Here is a 16853-nt window from a genome sequence, read left to right on the forward strand (position 1 = left end):
ATCGCGGCGCTTTTTTTTGTCTGCAGTTGCGGCGGCTGGCCGTATCAGGCTTCGAGGAAGCGCAGGCCGGCGACGGCGACGATGATCATCGCGATGCAGGTGATCCGCATCCAGGAGACGGGATCCCCGAAAAGCACGATGCCGAGCACCGTGATGCCGACTGAGCCGATGCCGGTCCAGGCGGCGTAGGCAGTGCCGGCCGGCAGGTCGCGCATGGCGATCGTCAGGAGGTAGACGCTGCCGAGCGCCGCTGCGATGCCGATCGCGCTCGGCACCAGTTTCGTCCAGCCTTCGGCATATTTGAGCGCCAGGCCCATGATGATTTCAATCAGGCTCGCCGCTATCAGGATGATCCATGCCATTACCGTCTCCATCGAAATTTCCATCTGGAGAACAATCTGGTAGGGTAGGCACTGGATAGCAATTACGCACCTTTTGGTAACTATGAAAATCTCGACAGACCCGCTCGAAGCACCCATCACCTCCATTCCGGATGTCTTCGACCCGACCTGCTCCTCGCGGCATGCGCTGGAGCTGATCGCCAGCAAATGGGCGATGCTGATCATCTCGGCGCTCGAAGAAGGGCCGATGCGCAACGCCGCGCTGATGCGCCGGCTTGGCGACGTCTCGCAGAAGATGCTGACGCAGACGCTGAAGGAACTGGAGCGGAACGGCCTTGTCATTCGCGAGGACAAGAAGACCGTGCCGCCGCATGTGGAATACAGCCTCAGCGCTGTCGGCCGTTCGCTCAGCGAAACCCTGCTGGTGCTCGACCGTTGGGCCGAGACGCATTTCGGCACTCTCGACGCGGCGCGCGCGCGCTACGACGCCGAGCGGGGCAAATAGGCCTATTCGCCGTCGAGTTGCGACTGGGCGATCACTTTCACCACCCAGTCGGCAAAGACGCGCAGACGGCTGCTCAGGTGTCGGTTCGGCGGATAGACGAGATAGATCGGCATCGATTCGATTTGCCAGTCCTGCAGCACCCTCCGCATCGCGCCGGTCTCAAGATCCTCCCGCACCATGAAGCGGGGCGCCTGGATGACACCGAGGCCGGCACGGGCGGCGGCGAGATAGGTGGTCGATTCGTTGGCGGCCACCGCATAACGACCATGAACCTCGATCTCTTCCGCGCCGCGCTTGAAATAGAACGGCATCTGCTGGCCGGTCTGCGGGCGGAAATAGCCGACGACATAACAATTCTTCGAAAGATCGGAGGGATGTTGCGGCGTCGAGCAACGGTCGAGATAGTCGGGTGCCGCGCAGGCGACGAAGCTCATGTCGGTGATGCGCCGGGCAATCAGCGACTGGTCGGTCAGGGTGCCGACACGAATGGCGCAGTCGACATTCTCGGCAACATAGTCGACGGTGCGGTCCGAGACGCCGAGATCGATCTGGATGTCAGGGTAGCGCTTGTGGAATTCGGACAGAGCCGGGATAACGATGAGATTGGCCATGGCGCTTGCCATCTCCACGCGCAGCCGCCCCTTCGGCAGCGTCTGGGCGCTCGACAGGCTGCCGTCGAGCTCATCGAGGTCGGTCACGAGGCGCGCGGCCCGCTCGTAATAGAGCGCGCCATCCGGGGTCACCAGAACCCGCCGCGTCGTGCGATTGAGCAGCTTGGTGCGCAGATGCGCTTCCAATCCCTGGATGAGATTGGTGACGGTCGCCTTGGGCATATTGAGCGAAGCGGAAGCACGTGTGAAATTGCCGGTTTCGACAACGCGGAGAAACGCGCGCATGGCCGTGAGCTGGTCCATTTTCAATAGCCATTATTGTTCGAGATACTGAATAGTGTAGTCGGATTAGACGGACTATTCCAGACAGAAGACAATGTTATTCTCCCATCATGGCGGGTTGTCGCCTCATGTGGGATGACCCCGTGGCAAAGGCAAGAGAGATGGGTGAACGCTTTACGGTAGAGACGATGCAGACGGGCAAAGGTTCGTGCCCGGCACGTGTCTATAGTGGCGAAACGCTGCTCAACCCGCCGCCCGTGGTGCTGCACCTGCATGGCGGCTCCTTCGTCGGCAGCTCGATCGCAGCCGGCGAACGCGTCGCCAAGGCGCTTGCGGCGGCCGGTGCCATCGTCATCTCGCCGGAATATGCGTCGGCCTGCCTCAATCCGTTCCCGGCCGCACTCGACGTCACCTATTCCATGCTTTCTTCGATGCGTGCGCGTTGCCCGCAGTTCGCGCATAAAAAATCGTTGCTGTTCATCGCCGGCGAGGAGGCGGGCGGCAACGTGGCAGCCGGCGTGGCGCTGATGGCTCGCGACCAGTTCCTCACCGACCTCAAGGGGCAGATCCTCCTGTCGCCGATGCTGGATCCGTGCCTGGCGACCGCATCGTTTCGCAAATACTGTCCCGAGGGTTCGGTGCAATCGATCGCCGAAGGCTGGCAACGGTATCTGGGCGAATGCGGTGGATTCACGCATCCCTATGCCGCTCCGGCGCACTGTACGCGGCTCGCCGGCCTTGTTCCCTCGCTCATCCTGACCAGCGAGGAATGCCCGATGCGCGACGAGACTGCTGCCTATGCAGACCGTCTTCGCCAGGCGGGCGTGAGCGTTCAGTCCCATATTCTTCCCGGCCGCGCCGGGTGGATACCGGAAAATACCGTGAACGCTGAAACCTGGGCATCCCAGGAAGAAACGATTACCGGCATCTTTTCCCGCTTCTTCCAGCAGGCGGGGGCGAAGCCGGCTGAAATGACGATGCGTTAGCCAAGGACGACAGGGCCGCCGGCCTTTCCCTTTCGCTGACGACAGCAGCAAAAACGCCGGCTCCCAACCGGCAAGGAGAGAAAAATGAAATCGACAGTGACCCGCCGGGCCCTCTGGGGCGCCGGCCTGAGCATCCTATTGTCCGCCGCCGGCGGTGCCGCGGTTCTTCTTGGCCTGCCGCAGCACTTCGAGGCGGATGCCGCAACCGAAACGGCAGCCGCGCTTCCACCGGCCGTGCCGGTTTCGGTGGCCAAGGCGCAGTCGCGCCGCATCACCACCTGGGAAGATTTTTCCGGGCGGCTGGAAGCGATCGAACGCGTCGAGATTCGCCCCCGTGTCGGCGGCGCCATTCTCCAAGCCCACTTCCGCGAGGGTGCACTGGTGAAAAAGGGCGACCTTTTGCTCACCATCGATCCCGAGCCCTATGCGGCAGCCGTCGACCGGGCTGCAGCCGAGGTCGCAGCAGCCGAGGCGCGGGTGGCGCTCGCCAGGACGGAACTCGACCGCGGACGCAAGCTCGTGACCACGAGCGCCATCCCACAGAGCGGCGTCGACCAGCGCCTCAGCGCCTTCGACGAGGCGCAGGCGAGCGTGCGCTCCGCCAAGGCCGCGTTGCGCACGGCCGAACTCGACCTGGAATACACCGAAGTCAAGGCACCGATCTCCGGCCGCGTCGGCCGGCTGGAAGTGACCGCCGGCAACCTCGTCGCCGCCGGCTCCGCTTCGCCGGTGCTGACGACGCTGGTCTCGGTCGACCCGATCTACGCAAGCTTCAGCGCCAGCGAAGAAGTGGTCACCACTGCACTCGCCCGGCTCCAGGCCTCGGCCGGCGGCAACGCCATCGAGCGCATCCCGGTGCAGATCGGCACCGCTGCCGACGAAGGCACGCCGATCTCCGGCCATATCCAGCTCATCAACAACGAGGTGGATGCGGCGACCGGCACGATCCGCGTCCGCGCCGCGCTTGAAAATGCCGACGGGCGGCTGATCCCCGGCCAGTTCGTGCGCATCCGCATCGGCGAACCGGAGCCCGAAGAAAAGCTCGTGATCAGCGATCGCGCCATCGGCTCCGACCAGGACAAGAAATTCGTGTTCGTCGTCGGCTCCGACAACAAGGTCGAGTACCGCCAGGTGAAGCTTGGCCCGAATTCCGACGGGCTGCGCATCGTCGAAAGCGGCCTGAAGACCGGCGAGAACATCGTCGTCAACGGCCTGCAGCGGGTACGCCCGGGTGTGCTCGTGGCACCGCAGCAGGTCGAAGAAACGACGGCGTCGATCGCAACCAAGTAGGACATGACGGCACCCGCTTCGGCTGTCGCCGAGGCGGGATTGGCCGCCCAGACATCACTTAGCAGATCCCGGCGCGTGGCGAGTGTTCTTGCCGCGACAGCCGGAGATTTGCCTGAACTCGTCCCAAGGGGGATACGTCAATGAACTTCTCACGCTTCTTCGTCGACCGCCCGGTCTTCGCGGGCGTTCTTTCGGTCCTGATCTTCGTGGGCGGCCTGCTCGGCATGACCGGCCTGCCGATCTCCGAATATCCCGAAGTCGTGCCGCCGCAGATCGTCGTGCGGGCGCAGTATCCCGGCGCCAACCCGGCTGTTATCGCCGAGACGGTGGCAACGCCGCTCGAAGAACAGATCAACGGCGTCGAGGGCATGCTCTACATGCAGAGCCAGGCGACGGCGGACGGTCTGATGACGCTGACCGTCACCTTCGAACTCGGCACCGACCCGGACCAGGCCCAGCAGCTGATACAGAACCGCGTCGCGCAGGCCGAGCCGCGCCTGCCCGAGGAAGTGCGCCGTCTCGGCGTCACGACCGTCAAGAGCTCGCCGGACCTGACGCTCGTCGTGCACCTGTTGTCGCCCAACGGCCAGTACGACATCAACTATCTGCGCAATTACGGCGTGCTCAACGTCAAGGATCGGCTCGCCCGCATCGACGGCGTCGGCCAGGTACAGATCTTCGGCGGCGGCGACTATTCGATGCGCATCTGGATCGACCCGCAGAAGGCTGCCGAACGCGGTCTTGCGGCAAGCGACGTGGCCAACGCCATCCGCGCGCAGAACGTTCAGGCCGCCGCCGGCGTCATCGGCGCCTCGCCGTCGGTTCCCGGCCTCGACCTGCAGCTTTCCGTCAACGCGCAAGGCCGCCTGCAGACGCCTGAGGACTTTGCCGACATCGTCGTCAAGTCGGGCGCCGGCGGCGAGGTCACGCGGCTTGGCGACGTCGCACGCGTCGAAATGGGCGCTGCCGACTATTCGCTGCGCTCGCTGCTCGACAACAAGGCCGCCGTCGGCATGGGCGTCTTCCAGGCGCCGGGCTCAAACGCGATCCAGATCTCGGAAAACGTTCACAAGGCCATGGCCGAGCTGAAGCTGACCATGCCCGACGGCGTCGACTACGAGATCGTCTACGACACCACCCAGTTCGTGCGTGCCTCGATCGAGTCGGTCATCCACACCCTGCTTGAAGCGATCGCGCTGGTCGTCATCGTCGTCATCGTCTTCCTGCAGACCTGGCGCGCCTCGATCATCCCGCTCGTGGCGGTGCCCGTCTCGATCGTCGGCACCTTCGCGGTGATGTACGTCTTCGGCTTCTCGATCAACGCGCTCAGCCTGTTCGGCCTGGTGCTGGCGATCGGCATCGTCGTCGACGACGCCATCGTCGTGGTCGAAAACGTCGAACGTAACATAGAGCAGGGTCTGTCGCCGGTACAGGCGACCTACCGTGCGATGCAGGAGGTTTCCGGACCGATCATCGCCATTGCGCTGGTGCTCGTCGCCGTGTTCGTGCCGCTTGCGTTCATCACCGGCCTGACCGGGCAGTTCTACCGCCAGTTCGCACTGACGATCGCCATCTCGACGGTGATCTCCGCCATCAACTCGCTGACGCTTTCCCCGGCGCTCGCCGCCCTCCTCCTGCGCAATCACCATGCGCCGAAGGATTGGCTGACCCGTGCCATGGACAAGGTGTTCGGCTGGTTCTTCCGCGGCTTCAACCGCTTCTTCGGTCGCAGCTCGGAAGCCTATGGCCGCGGCGTCGGCAGGATCCTGTCGCGCAAGTCGCTGATCATGGGCGTCTATGTCCTGCTGCTCGGCGTCACCTTCGTGCTGTTCCGCGCCGTTCCCGGCGGCTTCGTGCCCGCCCAGGACAAGCAGTATCTGATCGGCTTTGCACAGTTGCCTGACGCAGCGACGCTCGACCGCTCGGAAGACGTCATCCGCCGCATGAGTGATATCGCGCTCAAGCATCCCGGCGTCGAAAATGCCATCGCCTTCCCCGGCCTGTCGATCAACGGCTTCACCAACTCGTCGAACTCCGGCATCGTCTTCGTGGCGCTGAAGCCGTTCGAGGAGCGCACGACGCCCGAGCTTTCGGGCGGGGCGATCGCCATGCAGCTGAACCAGGAATTCGGCGCGATCCAGGATGCCTTCATCGCCATGTTCCCGCCGCCGCCCGTCCAGGGGCTGGGCACCACCGGCGGCTTCAAGCTGCAGATCGAGGACAAGAACGGCCTCGGCTACCAGGCACTCGACGAGGCGACCAAGGCCTTCATTGCCAAGGCCTACCAGACGCCGGAGCTGGCTGGCATCTACTCGAGCTTCCAGATCAACGTGCCGCAGCTCTACGCCGACCTCGACCGCGTCAAGGCGCGCCAGCTCGGCGTCGAAGTGACCGATGTGTTCGAGACGCTGCAGATCTATCTGGGCTCGCTCTACGTCAACGACTTCAACGCCTTCGGCCGCACCTACAGCGTGCGCGTCCAGGCCGATGCAAACTACCGCAGCCACGCCGACGACATCGGCAAGCTGAAGGTGCGTTCGCAATCGGGCGAGATGATCCCGCTGTCGGCACTGTTGAAGGTCGAGCAGACGGTCGGCGCCGAGCGGGCGATCCGCTACAACGGCTTCCTGTCGGCCGACATCAACGGCGGCCCGGCGCCGGGCTTCTCCTCGGGCCAGGCTCAGGCCGCGATCGAGAAGATCGCCGCGGAAACGCTGCCGCCCGGTATCGCATTCGAGTGGACGGATTTGACCTATCAGCAGATTCTTGCCGGCAATTCGGGCATGCTCGTCTTCCCGCTGGCGCTGCTCTTGGTCTATCTCGTGCTGGCCGCCCAGTATGAAAGCCTGACCCTGCCGATCGCGATTATCCTGATCGTGCCGATGGGCATCATGGCCGCCCTTGCCGGCGTCTGGCTGACCGGAGGCGACAACAACGTCTTCACGCAGATCGGCCTGATCGTGCTTGTCGGGCTTTCCGCCAAGAACGCGATCCTGATCGTCGAGTTCGCCCGCGAACTGGAACTATCAGGCAGCACCGCCGTCCAGGCGGCGATCGAAGCGAGCCGGCTGCGCCTGCGGCCGATCCTGATGACCTCGATGGCCTTCATCATGGGTGTCGTGCCCCTGGTGATCTCCACCGGCGCCGGCGCCGAAATGCGCTCGGCCATGGGGGTCGCGGTCTTTTCCGGCATGATCGGCGTCACCGCCTTCGGCATCTTCATGACGCCGGTGTTCTACGTGCTGATCCGCAAGCTCTCGGGCGAGCGGCCTCTGAAGCACGCCGGAGCGCATATCGAAGCACCTCATCTCGCGCCCGGAGAATGAGGTAATCTTGCCGCATATGCGCTTTGAGCGGGCCGGATCTGATCCGGCCCGCTTACGTTGAAGACAGACGGATAGCCTCAGCCGTCGGCTGCACACCCATCCTGCGTGACAGCCGCGCAACGATCGGATAAACCAGCACCCTCAATCCCATTGGCCCCAGCGCCACGCAGACGGCATATCGCTACATGACCTCGACCGATCCGATCGCCAATCTCGCCACCCTCATCCGTTGCCCCTCCGTTACCCCTGCCGAAGGCGGCGCGCACTCAGCGCTTGAAGCCATGCTCAAGCCGCTCGGCTTTGCCGTCGACCGGGTCACGGCCAAAGACGCGGGTACGCCCGATATCGAGAACCTCTATGCCCGGCTCGGCAGCGACGGCCCGCATCTGATGTTTGCCGGCCATACCGACGTGGTGCCGGTCGGCGACGACGGCGCGTGGACCCACGGTCCGTTTTCCGCCGATATCGCCGGCGGCGAAATGTATGGCCGCGGCGCGGTCGACATGAAGGGCGGCATTGCCTGCTTCGTCGCAGCCGTCGCCCGCCACATCGAAAAGCATGGGGTCCCCAAGGGCTCGGTTTCGTTCCTCATCACCGGCGACGAGGAAGGCCCTGCGATCAACGGCACGACGAAACTTCTCGGCTGGGCTGCCGCCAAGGGCGAGCGTTGGGACGCCTGCCTTGTCGGCGAACCGACCAATCCAGACCGTCTCGGCGACATGATCAAGATCGGCCGCCGTGGCTCGCTTTCCGGCCGGATCACCGTCAACGGCGTCCAGGGCCACGCGGCCTATCCGCACCTGGCGGACAATCCGGTGCGCGGCATCCTGCAACTGACCCAGGCACTGATGGACCCGCCCTTCGACAACGGCACGGAAAACTTCCAGCCGTCGAACCTGGAAGTGACGACCATCGACGTCGGCAATGGCGCCGTCAACGTCATCCCTGCGAAGGCGGCTGCTGCCTTCAATATCCGCTTCAACGACACCTGGACCGCCGAGAGCCTGATGGCGGAGATCATCGCCCGCCTCGACCGCGCGGCAACGGACGGCGCTCTGCGGGCAGGCCGCGACCCGGTCCGTTACGAGATCACCTGGAACGAACGGCCGAGCCACGTTTTCCTGACGCGCAACAATGCGCTGATCGATTCGCTGTCAGGCGCTATCGAAGCGGTCACCGGCCAGCAGCCGAAACTTTCGACCACCGGCGGCACCTCGGATGCGCGGTTCATCAAGGACTATTGCCCCGTCGTCGAATTCGGGCTTGTCGGCCAGACCATGCATATGGTGGACGAGCGTGTCGCCGTCGCCGATCTCGAAACGCTGACGGAAATCTACGAAACCTTCATCTTCAGCTGGTTCGGCCATGCCGCTGCTTGAGGAGGTTCTTTCCTATATCAAGGGCCTCTGGCTGCTGATCCAGGGCAATGGCGAAGGCTTCCGCTGGCTCGATTTCAGCGAGAGCGGATTGTGGCGTTCGTTTACAGCGATGCTCTGGTGCCTGCCGGCCATTGCCGTCACCTGGGCATCCTGGCGGCTTTATTATCTCTCTGCAATGCCAACAGGAACCACTGTCGGCTTCGGCTTCGTCTTCAAGCTTCTGGTTGTCGATCTCGCCAGCTGGCTGCTGCCGCTGGTGCTGGTCTTCGTCCTGGCGCGCCCACTCGGCTTTGCCGCCGCCGTGGTGCCGATCGTCGTCACCACCAACTGGCTTTCCGTGCCGCTGTCCTATGCGATGGCGGTGCCGGCGGCGATCCGCCTCGTCATTCCCGGCAGCGAAGGGCTGACGAGCCTGATCTGGCTGGTGCTGCTCTTCGTCAGCATCGGCATACTCTTCCGGCTGCTGCGCATCATTACCGGAAACCAGACCTTGCTGGCCACGGCGCTGACGGCGCTTTTCCTGCTGCCGTCGATGATGATGGGCGAATTGCTGCAGCAGTTCTTCGGCCTTATCCCGACCTGACAGACGTCACGCGCCATCTGCGCGCGACGTTACCTTCCTCAGTAATCGACCTGCATGAAATAAAGCCCGTCGGGCGGCGCCACCGGACCGCAGGCCTTGCGGTCGCGCGCTTCGAGTGCCGCCTGCAGCTCGTCCGGCGTCCATTTGCCTTCGCCAACCAGCTTCAGCGAGCCGGCGAAGGAACGGATCTGATTGTGCAGGAAGCTCTGCGCCGTGGCGCGAATTTCGATCAGATTGCCGGTGCGAGAGACATCCAGCCGGTCGAGCGTGCGCATCGGGCTTGTCGCCTGGCAATGGACGGAGCGGAAGGTGGTGAAGTCGTGGTGGCCGACGAGCCGTTGCGCGCCTTCATGCATCGCCTCGTGATCGAGCGGCTTCGTCACCCACCAGGCACGCTTCGCCTCCAGCGCCAGCCGCGACGGACGGCAGATGATGCGGTAGAGATAATGCCGGCGCAGCGCCGAAAACCGTGCGTCGAAGGCGTCTGTGACTTCCTGGGCGTCGAGGATCGAGACGCCCTCGCCGGCCATGCCCAGATGCGCGTTCAGCGCATTGCGCAGCGTGTGAGGTTTCCACTCGCGCGTCAGGTCCGCATGCGCCACCTGCCCGACGGCATGAACGCCGGAATCGGTCCGCCCGGCACCGCGGATCGAGACGGTTTCGCCGGTCAAGGACAGGATCGCTTTTTCGATCGCGCCCTGGACGGAAGCGCCGTTGTCCTGGCGCTGCCAGCCGACATAGTTGGAGCCGTCATATTCGACGATCAGTCGAAAGCGCGGCATCAGCCGACCCTCGTGCCGGCGGCGATGGGCGTACCGCGCAGGAAATCGGCAACACTGAGAGCCTTGCCGCCTGCCCGCTGCAGCCGCGTCGGCCGCACGGCACCGTCGCTGCAGGCAATGGTGAGAGTGTCGTCGAGCACCGTTCCGGCGGTTCCTGCCGCCGTCACGCGCTCGGAGTTCAAAACCTTGATGCGCTCCGGCTTGCCGGCGATCTCGAGCTCAAACCAGGCGCCGGGAAAAGGCGACAGGCCGCGAATATGGTCGTGCACTTCGCGCGCGGTCCTCGCAAAATCGATGCGAGTCTCGGCCTTGCTGATCTTGGCGGCGTAGACGACGCCCTCGCCCGCCTGCTCGGTCAGTGGCAGGTCATCGGCCTCAAGCTTGCCGATCGCTTCCTTCATCAGGTTAGCGCCGACCTGCATCAGCCGGTCATGCAGCTCGCCCGCCGTCATCGTCTCGCCGATCTGCACCGCCTTGGTGAGCGCGACCGGGCCTGTGTCCAACCCCTTGTCCATCTTCATCACCATCATGCCGGTCTCATGGTCGCCGGCCATGATGGCACGCTGGATGGGAGCCGCACCACGCCAGCGCGGCAAGAGCGAGGCATGGCCATTATAGCAGCCGAGCCGCGTTCCGGTCAGGATCGCTTCCGGCAACAGCAGGCCATAGGCGACGACAACGGCAACGTCAGCATTGAAATCACGGAAGGTCTGGCGATCGGCTTCGTCCTTGAAGTTGACGGGCGTGAGCACGGGAACGCCGAGCAGCTCGGCCGCCTGGTGCACCGGCGACTTCTGCAGGTCGAGCCCGCGCCGTCCGCCGGGCCGCGGCGGCTGGGTATAGACGGCAACGATCTCGTGACCTGCCCCTGCGAGTGCGGCAAGCGTCGGTACGGAAAATTCCGGCGTTCCCATGAAGATGATGCGAAGCGACAAGGCGGATACTCCGACCGTTTGAAATCAGGCCCCTTCAAACGGGTTTACGCGCCTCAAATCAAGCCCCTCAACGACAAAGCGCCCTGCGGGCGCTTTCCTCGGGATCAGATCGCCTTGGCGCCGCGGGTCTTTGCAGCCTTGGTGAACCTGCGGATCACCATGTCCCGCTTGAGCTTGGAGATGTGGTCAATGAACAGCACGCCGTTCAAGTGATCGATCTCATGCTGCAGGCAGGTCGCCAGCAGGCCGTCGGCCTTGACGATCTGTTCCTTGCCGTCACGGTCGAGGTGCTTGACGGTGACCTCCGCCGGACGCTCCACCTCGGCATAATAATCCGGAATGGAGAGGCAGCCTTCTTCATAGACCGAGAACGCGTCGGACGAAGCGACGATTTCGGGATTGATGAAAACGTGCGGGGTCTTCTCGTCGCCTTCCTTGGAGACGTCGAGAACCAGCATGCGTTTCGCCACGCCGATCTGGATGGCGGCGAGCCCGATACCCGGGGCGTCATACATCGTCTCGAGCATATCGTCGGCCAGGCGACGGATGTCGGCATCGATGGTTTCGATCGGGGTCGAGACCTGACGCAGAACAGGATCGGGAAGGATGATAAGCGGCTTGATCGTCATATCGCTCCCATAACCGATCTTTCCATCCGGGTGCAAGAAAATTGGCGCGCACGCTACGGGCATCGCGGCAATGTCGTCTCCCGTTAACCGCGCCGGGTAAATGTTCTCGTTTTGATCTGGTCTTCAAAAAAGAATCTGTTAGGCTTGCCGCATGGAACCTGCGCCAATTTCGTTTGACCAGCCTGTTTTTCTCATCGGCACCGTGCCGGTCACTGTCGCCCATCTCTGCATGGTTCTGGCCGTGCTGGCGATTGGCTTCGTGCTGATGACCGTTTCGCGGCGGCGGCGGGCGGGCGACGACGAGCGTCACGAGCAGATGGCCATGCTGCTGGCAGCGCAGACGGAAATGCAGGGCCGCATCGCGGCAATGGCCGACGTGTTCGGCAGCCGCCAGGCGGAACTGAACCAGACGCTGAGCCAGCGGATCGATGGCATGACGCACCGGATCGGCGCCTCGATCAGCGAGCAGACCAAGGCGACGCACGAAAACCTGCGGCGATTGCAGGAGCGCCTGGCAGTGATCGACACCGCCCAGAACAACATCCAGTCGCTGGCCAAGGACATGGCCGGGCTGCAGGCCATCCTTTCGAACAAGCAGACACGCGGCGCCTTCGGCCAGTCGCGTATGGAAACGATCGTCGCCGACGGCCTGCCGATGGGCGCCTTTGCCTTCCAGACGACGCTTTCCAACGGCGCCCGGCCGGACTGCACCATCCGCATGCCGAACGACCAACCGCCGCTGGTGATTGACGCGAAGTTTCCGCTGGAGGCCTGGAACGGCATGCGGGACGCTGCAACGCCTGAGCGCCGGCAACAGATGGTGCAACTGTTCCGCCGCGACATGGAGGTGCATGTCCGCGATATCGCCAGCAAGTACCTGATCCCCGGCGAGACGCAGGAGACGGCTTTCCTCTTCGTTCCCTCGGAATCGATCTTCGCTGAAATCCACGAGCATTTCGAAGCGATCGTCCAGAAGGCGCATCGCCAGCGGATCGTCATCGTCTCGCCGTCGCTGCTGCTCCTGTCGATCCAGGTGATCCAGTCGATCCTCCGTGACGCCCGCATACGCGAGCAGGCGCATCTCATCCAGGGGGAAGTGGGGCGGCTGATGGAGGACTTGACGCGCCTCGACGAACGGGTCCGCAAGCTGCAGGGTCACTTCGCCATGAGCCAGAAGGATGTCGAAGAGATCCTCATCTCCTCGGGCAAGCTTTCCCGCCGCGGCGCCAAGATCGAAGCGCTGGAACTTGAGGCGGAAGGTGCGGCACGACCGGAAGAACCGCGCCATGCCGTCGACAATCGCGTCGGGCAATTGCGCCTCAGGGTGGTTGACGAGGACTGACGGTCTCGGGCACTCTCCGGCCAAAATCAGCAATTCGACGGGACATCTTCACATGATCACTGTTTTTGGGTCCATCAATATGGACCTGATCGCCACGACCGCGCGTCTGCCGAAGCCGGGCGAAACCGTTGCCGGCTCGGGCTTTTCGACTGCCGCCGGTGGCAAGGGCGCCAATCAGGCGCTGGCCGCACGGCGTGCCGGCGCCATCGTTCACATGGCCGGCGCCGTCGGCTCGGACAGCTTTGCCGACGGCGCGCTCGAATTGCTGCGGGAGGCCGGCGCCGACCTGTCCTTGACCAAAACCGTCGAGGAGCCGACGGGCACGGCCCATATCCTCGTCGGCGGTGAAGGCGAGAATGTCATTGTCGTCGTTGCCAGCGCCAACGCAACGGTCAACGAAGCCGATGCAGTTGCCGCCGTTGGTGGCCTGAACGCCGGCGACACCCTGATGCTGCAGCTGGAGATACCGGCAGCGTCGGTGGAAAAGGCGCTCTCGGAAGCCCGGCGCAAGGGCATTCGCTCCGTCATCAATATCGCGCCCCTGACCCCGGAAGCGGCCCGCCTCGGCCGGCTGGCCGATATCGTCATCGCCAACGAGACGGAGTTCGAACTTTTGGCCGGCAAGACCGGGATCGAAGGTCACGAACGCGAAGAGGCAATGAGAAAGCTGCACGCCGAAACCGGCCACACAGTCATCGTCACGCTGGGCGCGGAAGGCGTCATCGCCGTGCACGAAGGCGAGGTCCATCGCGCCCGCGGCCTAAAGATCGACCCGGTCGATACCGTCGGTGCCGGCGATACTTTCTGCGGTTACCTGGCTGCAAGCCTCGACGAGAAGCTCGCATTTCCCGACGCGCTCCGACGCGCCGCGGTGGCGGGTTCACTCGCCTGCCTGAAGCGCGGCGCCCAGCCCTCGATCCCGCTTGCCTCGGAAGTCGAGCCGCGCATCTAAGGGCCTGATCCGATCTTGAAGTGCGTTGCGATCGTTCGATTGCCGCACTTCAAAGCTCTCGCTTTTGCCGATGTCGTTATCGCAAATAGCTGCACACTTTTCCGGGCAGACTTTGACGCCCGTCGCGCGACCTGGTTTGAACGGCGAGGCTTTCCGTTCCTGCTGTGCCGAAAGCGCCCTTTCAGCGGGCAACGACCCTGAAAATCACTCTTCGACAGCCTTTGCGCAATCCGGACAGTCTTTGTCGCGGAGGTAAAACTTTGCGCGGAAATTCTCCATGAGCGGCGCATGAATTGGCCGTTGCGTTGGCCCAATCTTAAGATTTGCTCGGCTATTCAAGACCATGAGAAAGCCGGTTCCCCAAGGAATGGGCAGCCTCCTTAATGCCGGTCGGCATCTGGCGCTCCATGATGGAGTTTCACCCACATTGTGAAATGCGTTCGCCGCAGGTTGTCTCCTGCGGACCTCCCAGCACGTGAGGATTTCATGTTCAAGTTCCAAGCCAAATCGCTGGCGACCAAGCTGATCGCGGTGACAGGCGGCACGATCGCGCTCGTGTTGCTCGCCTCGAACTTCGTTCTCATCTCCCAGACACAGGAGCGCGTCGAAACGCTGGTGCTCGACCAGGCAACCGGCGAAGCGAAAGCCATCGCTTCTGATATCGCCGGCGGCATCGGCGAACTGGCAAGCGCTTCGCGCTCGATGGCCGGCATCCTTGGCCGCAGCCACGCGGAAAAATCGATGGAACGCGCCGGTGTAATCAACATCCTCAGGGCCAATCTCGAACAGAACCCATTCGCCTTCGGCAGCTGGTTTGCCGAAGAGCCCAAGGCCTTTGACGGCCGCAAGGAGGACGTGGCCAACAACAAGGAGCTGGGTGCCAACGAGGAAGGCATCTTTGCGCCCTACTGGTCGAAAAACCGCGAAAACGAGATCCAGTTCTCGACCTTCCGCGCGGACTACGCGGCGGAATGGTACAGCCTTGCGGCAAAGAGCGGCAAGGGCGCAATCACCCCGCCCTATACCGCGCAGGACACCGATGTCCCGACTGCGATGAGCTCGATCGCCTATCCGGTCACGTCCAACGGCAAGCTGATCGGCGTTTCTGGCGTCGACATCTCGCTCGCTTCGCTGGCGGACGGCCTCTCCAAGCTGAAGCCGTTCGAAACCGGCCGCGTCTACCTGCTGTCCCAGACCGGCAAGTGGCTGGTCGCGCCGATCCCGGAGCTTTTGCTCAAGGATTATGACGGCGAAGGCAACGAGGTCGTCAAGAAGGCACTGGCTTCGGGAACTTCGGGCGTCGTCAAGAACCTGTCCTACGACGGCAACGAGCCCTTCGACCGCGTTGTCTACCCCTTCGCCGTTTCGGGTGTGAACACCAGCTGGATCGTGCTCGTCGACGTGCCGCGCACGGCGATCAACGCGCCGGTCCGCGACCAGACCTACATGATGATCATCGGGGGCCTGGTCGTTCTCGGCGCGGTGCTGCTCGGCCTTTACTTCGCAGTCCGTGGTTTTGTCCAGCAGCCGCTTGCAGGCCTCGTCAGGGACGTCCGCAACCTCAGCAACGGCGACTACGGCAATTCGATCACCGGCCAGGACCGCTCCGACGAGACGGGCCAGGTGGCAAAGGCGCTCGAAGGCTTCCGCCACCAGCTGGCCGACACCAAGCGGCTCGAAGGCGAAGCCCGCCACGAGCGCGAGCAGGCGGAACACGAGCGTAGCCGTTCCGAGACCGAGCGGGCCGAATCCAGCGCCCTCCAGCGCGACATCGTCGCCCGCCTCGGCAAGGGTCTTTCGCACCTCTCCTCCGGCGATCTCGCCTTCCGCATCACCGACGAATTCCCCGGTGAATATGCCCAGCTGAAGCGCGACTTCAACGCGACAATGGACAGCCTCGAAGAGACGATCCGCACCGTCAACCACTCCGTCGTCAACATCGGCAACGGCACCAGCGAGATCAGCAGCGCCGCCAACGATCTGTCGCACCGCACCGAACAGCAGGCGGCAAGCCTGGAAGAGACGGCGGCAGCTCTCGACGAGCTGACCTCGCAGGTCAACGCCAGCGCCGAGAACGCCAAGGTCGCCGCCAAGTCGGTGGACGTGGCCAGCAGCGATGCCGGACAGTCCGGCGAAGTGGTGCAGAAGGCGATTGCCGCGATGAAGGGCATCGAGCAGTCGTCGCACGAGGTCAGCCGCATCATCGGCGTCATCGACGAGATCGCCTTCCAGACCAACCTGCTGGCGCTCAACGCCGGCGTCGAAGCCGCGCGCGCCGGTGACGCCGGCAAGGGCTTCGCCGTCGTCGCCCAGGAAGTCCGCGAGCTTGCCCAACGCTCGGCAAACGCTGCCAAGGAGATCAAGACGCTGATCAACACCTCGGCGGGCCAGGTGCGCGAAGGCGTCGACCTCGTCGGTCGCGCCGGCGGCGCGCTCGAAAAGATCGCCGAACAGGTGGTGCAGATCAACGGCCTCATCCGCCAGATCTCGAGTTCGGCTTCCGAACAGGCCGTCGGCCTCAAGGAGATCAACTCGGCCGTCAACCAGATGGACCAGGTGACCCAGCAGAACGCCGCGATGGTCGAAGAAACCACTGCCGCCGGCATGGCGCTCAACGAGGAAGCACGCTCGCTGAGCACGCTGGTCGCCCGCTTCCGCGTCGCTCAGCGCTCGGGAACGACGGCAGCCCAGCCGAACTCGACGGAGATGTTGCGCGGTACGGCCGAGCGCATGCGCTCGGCCGAACGCCCGGCACCCGCACCGGCTCCTACCTATGCCCGCGACACCCGTCCGGCACCGAGTGCCGCGCGCGCCGGCTATACGCCATCGACCCAACGCGTCCTGACACAGACGTCCGGCGCCAACGCGTTGGCACAGGACAATTGGGAAGAGTTCTGATCCAGTAATCGA

General features: G+C 63.7%; 14 protein-coding genes. 9 read left to right on the forward strand and 5 right to left on the reverse strand.

Features of this window, described 5'->3' with window-relative positions:
- Positions 1 to 44 precede the first annotated feature (44 nt).
- Positions 45 to 362 (reverse strand): multidrug efflux SMR transporter, encoded by a 318-nt coding sequence (locus ASD02_RS02660; protein ID WP_025425731.1) that lies wholly within the window; start codon positions 360 to 362, stop codon positions 45 to 47.
- An 82-nt stretch (positions 363 to 444) separates the two neighbouring features.
- Between ASD02_RS02660 and ASD02_RS02665 the strand changes: the two genes are divergently transcribed.
- Entirely contained in the window at positions 445 to 846 is a 402-nt protein-coding gene (locus ASD02_RS02665; protein WP_051509149.1) for a helix-turn-helix domain-containing protein, read from the forward strand.
- A 2-nt stretch (positions 847 to 848) separates the two neighbouring features.
- Here ASD02_RS02665 and ASD02_RS02670 read toward each other — a convergent pair whose 3' ends face one another.
- Positions 849 to 1760 (reverse strand): LysR family transcriptional regulator, encoded by a 912-nt coding sequence (locus ASD02_RS02670; protein ID WP_025425729.1) that lies wholly within the window; start codon positions 1758 to 1760, stop codon positions 849 to 851.
- 140 nt (positions 1761 to 1900) lie between these two features.
- Between ASD02_RS02670 and ASD02_RS02675 the strand changes: the two genes are divergently transcribed.
- The 5 genes from ASD02_RS02675 to ASD02_RS02695 all read left to right on the forward strand — a co-directional run bounded on the left by ASD02_RS02675 (position 1901) and on the right by ASD02_RS02695 (position 9303).
- A complete protein-coding gene (locus ASD02_RS02675) occupies positions 1901 to 2725 on the forward strand; it encodes an alpha/beta hydrolase (RefSeq protein WP_025425728.1) in 825 nt (274 codons plus the stop codon).
- A gap of 84 nt (positions 2726 to 2809) precedes the next feature.
- Positions 2810 to 4015, forward strand: a complete 1206-nt coding sequence (locus ASD02_RS02680) for an efflux RND transporter periplasmic adaptor subunit (protein WP_057204285.1) — start codon at positions 2810 to 2812, stop codon at positions 4013 to 4015.
- Positions 4016 to 4155: 140 nt separating this feature from the next.
- On the forward strand, positions 4156 to 7341 hold the full coding sequence (locus tag ASD02_RS02685; RefSeq protein WP_025425726.1) for a multidrug efflux RND transporter permease subunit: 3186 nt from the start codon (positions 4156 to 4158) through the stop codon (positions 7339 to 7341).
- A gap of 185 nt (positions 7342 to 7526) precedes the next feature.
- A complete protein-coding gene (gene dapE / locus ASD02_RS02690; RefSeq protein ID WP_025425725.1) occupies positions 7527 to 8720 on the forward strand; it encodes a succinyl-diaminopimelate desuccinylase in 1194 nt (397 codons plus the stop codon).
- On the forward strand, positions 8707 to 9303 hold the full coding sequence (locus ASD02_RS02695; RefSeq protein ID WP_025425724.1) for a hypothetical protein: 597 nt from the start codon (positions 8707 to 8709) through the stop codon (positions 9301 to 9303). The genes dapE and ASD02_RS02695 overlap by 14 nt, the downstream gene beginning before the upstream one ends.
- 38 nt (positions 9304 to 9341) lie before the next feature.
- Here the strand turns inward: ASD02_RS02695 and truA are convergent, their stop codons facing one another.
- From truA to def, 3 genes are all read right to left on the reverse strand, one after another.
- Positions 9342 to 10085: a tRNA pseudouridine(38-40) synthase TruA gene (truA, locus tag ASD02_RS02700; RefSeq protein WP_025425723.1), complete on the reverse strand. Its 744-nt coding sequence runs from the start codon at positions 10083 to 10085 to the stop codon at positions 9342 to 9344.
- Positions 10085 to 11020, reverse strand: coding sequence for a methionyl-tRNA formyltransferase (fmt, locus tag ASD02_RS02705; RefSeq protein ID WP_025425722.1), 936 nt, complete (start codon positions 11018 to 11020; stop codon positions 10085 to 10087). The genes truA and fmt overlap by 1 nt, the downstream gene beginning before the upstream one ends.
- A 104-nt stretch (positions 11021 to 11124) precedes the next feature.
- A complete protein-coding gene (def, locus tag ASD02_RS02710) occupies positions 11125 to 11649 on the reverse strand; it encodes a peptide deformylase (protein WP_025425721.1) in 525 nt (174 codons plus the stop codon).
- Positions 11650 to 11800: 151 nt separating this feature from the next.
- Here def and ASD02_RS02715 point away from each other — a divergent pair, with 151 nt between their 5' ends.
- From ASD02_RS02715 to ASD02_RS02725, 3 genes are all read left to right on the forward strand, one after another.
- Positions 11801 to 12991, forward strand: a complete 1191-nt coding sequence (locus ASD02_RS02715) for a DNA recombination protein RmuC (RefSeq protein ID WP_057219962.1) — start codon at positions 11801 to 11803, stop codon at positions 12989 to 12991.
- Between the two features lie 52 nt (positions 12992 to 13043).
- Positions 13044 to 13943 (forward strand): ribokinase, encoded by a 900-nt coding sequence (locus ASD02_RS02720; protein WP_025425719.1) that lies wholly within the window; start codon positions 13044 to 13046, stop codon positions 13941 to 13943.
- Positions 13944 to 14429: 486 nt separating this feature from the next.
- Positions 14430 to 16841: a methyl-accepting chemotaxis protein gene (locus tag ASD02_RS02725; RefSeq protein WP_057204288.1), complete on the forward strand. Its 2412-nt coding sequence runs from the start codon at positions 14430 to 14432 to the stop codon at positions 16839 to 16841.
- Positions 16842 to 16853 lie beyond the last annotated feature (12 nt).

It is taken from the genome of Ensifer sp. Root1252 (assembly GCF_001425885.1).
GTDB lineage: Bacteria > Pseudomonadota > Alphaproteobacteria > Rhizobiales > Rhizobiaceae > Ensifer > Ensifer canadensis.

Excerpts from the sequence above, each read along its gene's own strand:
- ASD02_RS02660 (WP_025425731.1), bottom strand. The coding sequence starts at position 362 with ATGGCATGGATCATCCTGATAGCGGCGAGCCTGATTGAAATCATCATG.
- ASD02_RS02665 (WP_051509149.1), top strand. The coding sequence starts at position 445 with ATGAAAATCTCGACAGACCCGCTCGAAGCACCCATCACCTCCATTCCG.
- ASD02_RS02670 (WP_025425729.1), bottom strand. The coding sequence starts at position 1,760 with ATGGACCAGCTCACGGCCATGCGCGCGTTTCTCCGCGTTGTCGAAACC.
- ASD02_RS02675 (WP_025425728.1), top strand. The coding sequence starts at position 1,901 with ATGGGTGAACGCTTTACGGTAGAGACGATGCAGACGGGCAAAGGTTCG.
- ASD02_RS02680 (WP_057204285.1), top strand. The coding sequence starts at position 2,810 with ATGAAATCGACAGTGACCCGCCGGGCCCTCTGGGGCGCCGGCCTGAGC.
- ASD02_RS02685 (WP_025425726.1), top strand. The coding sequence starts at position 4,156 with ATGAACTTCTCACGCTTCTTCGTCGACCGCCCGGTCTTCGCGGGCGTT.
- dapE (WP_025425725.1), top strand. The coding sequence starts at position 7,527 with ATGACCTCGACCGATCCGATCGCCAATCTCGCCACCCTCATCCGTTGC.
- ASD02_RS02695 (WP_025425724.1), top strand. The coding sequence starts at position 8,707 with ATGCCGCTGCTTGAGGAGGTTCTTTCCTATATCAAGGGCCTCTGGCTG.
- truA (WP_025425723.1), bottom strand. The coding sequence starts at position 10,085 with ATGCCGCGCTTTCGACTGATCGTCGAATATGACGGCTCCAACTATGTC.
- def (WP_025425721.1), bottom strand. The coding sequence starts at position 11,649 with ATGACGATCAAGCCGCTTATCATCCTTCCCGATCCTGTTCTGCGTCAG.
- ASD02_RS02715 (WP_057219962.1), top strand. The coding sequence starts at position 11,801 with ATGGAACCTGCGCCAATTTCGTTTGACCAGCCTGTTTTTCTCATCGGC.
- ASD02_RS02720 (WP_025425719.1), top strand. The coding sequence starts at position 13,044 with ATGATCACTGTTTTTGGGTCCATCAATATGGACCTGATCGCCACGACC.
- ASD02_RS02725 (WP_057204288.1), top strand. The coding sequence starts at position 14,430 with ATGTTCAAGTTCCAAGCCAAATCGCTGGCGACCAAGCTGATCGCGGTG.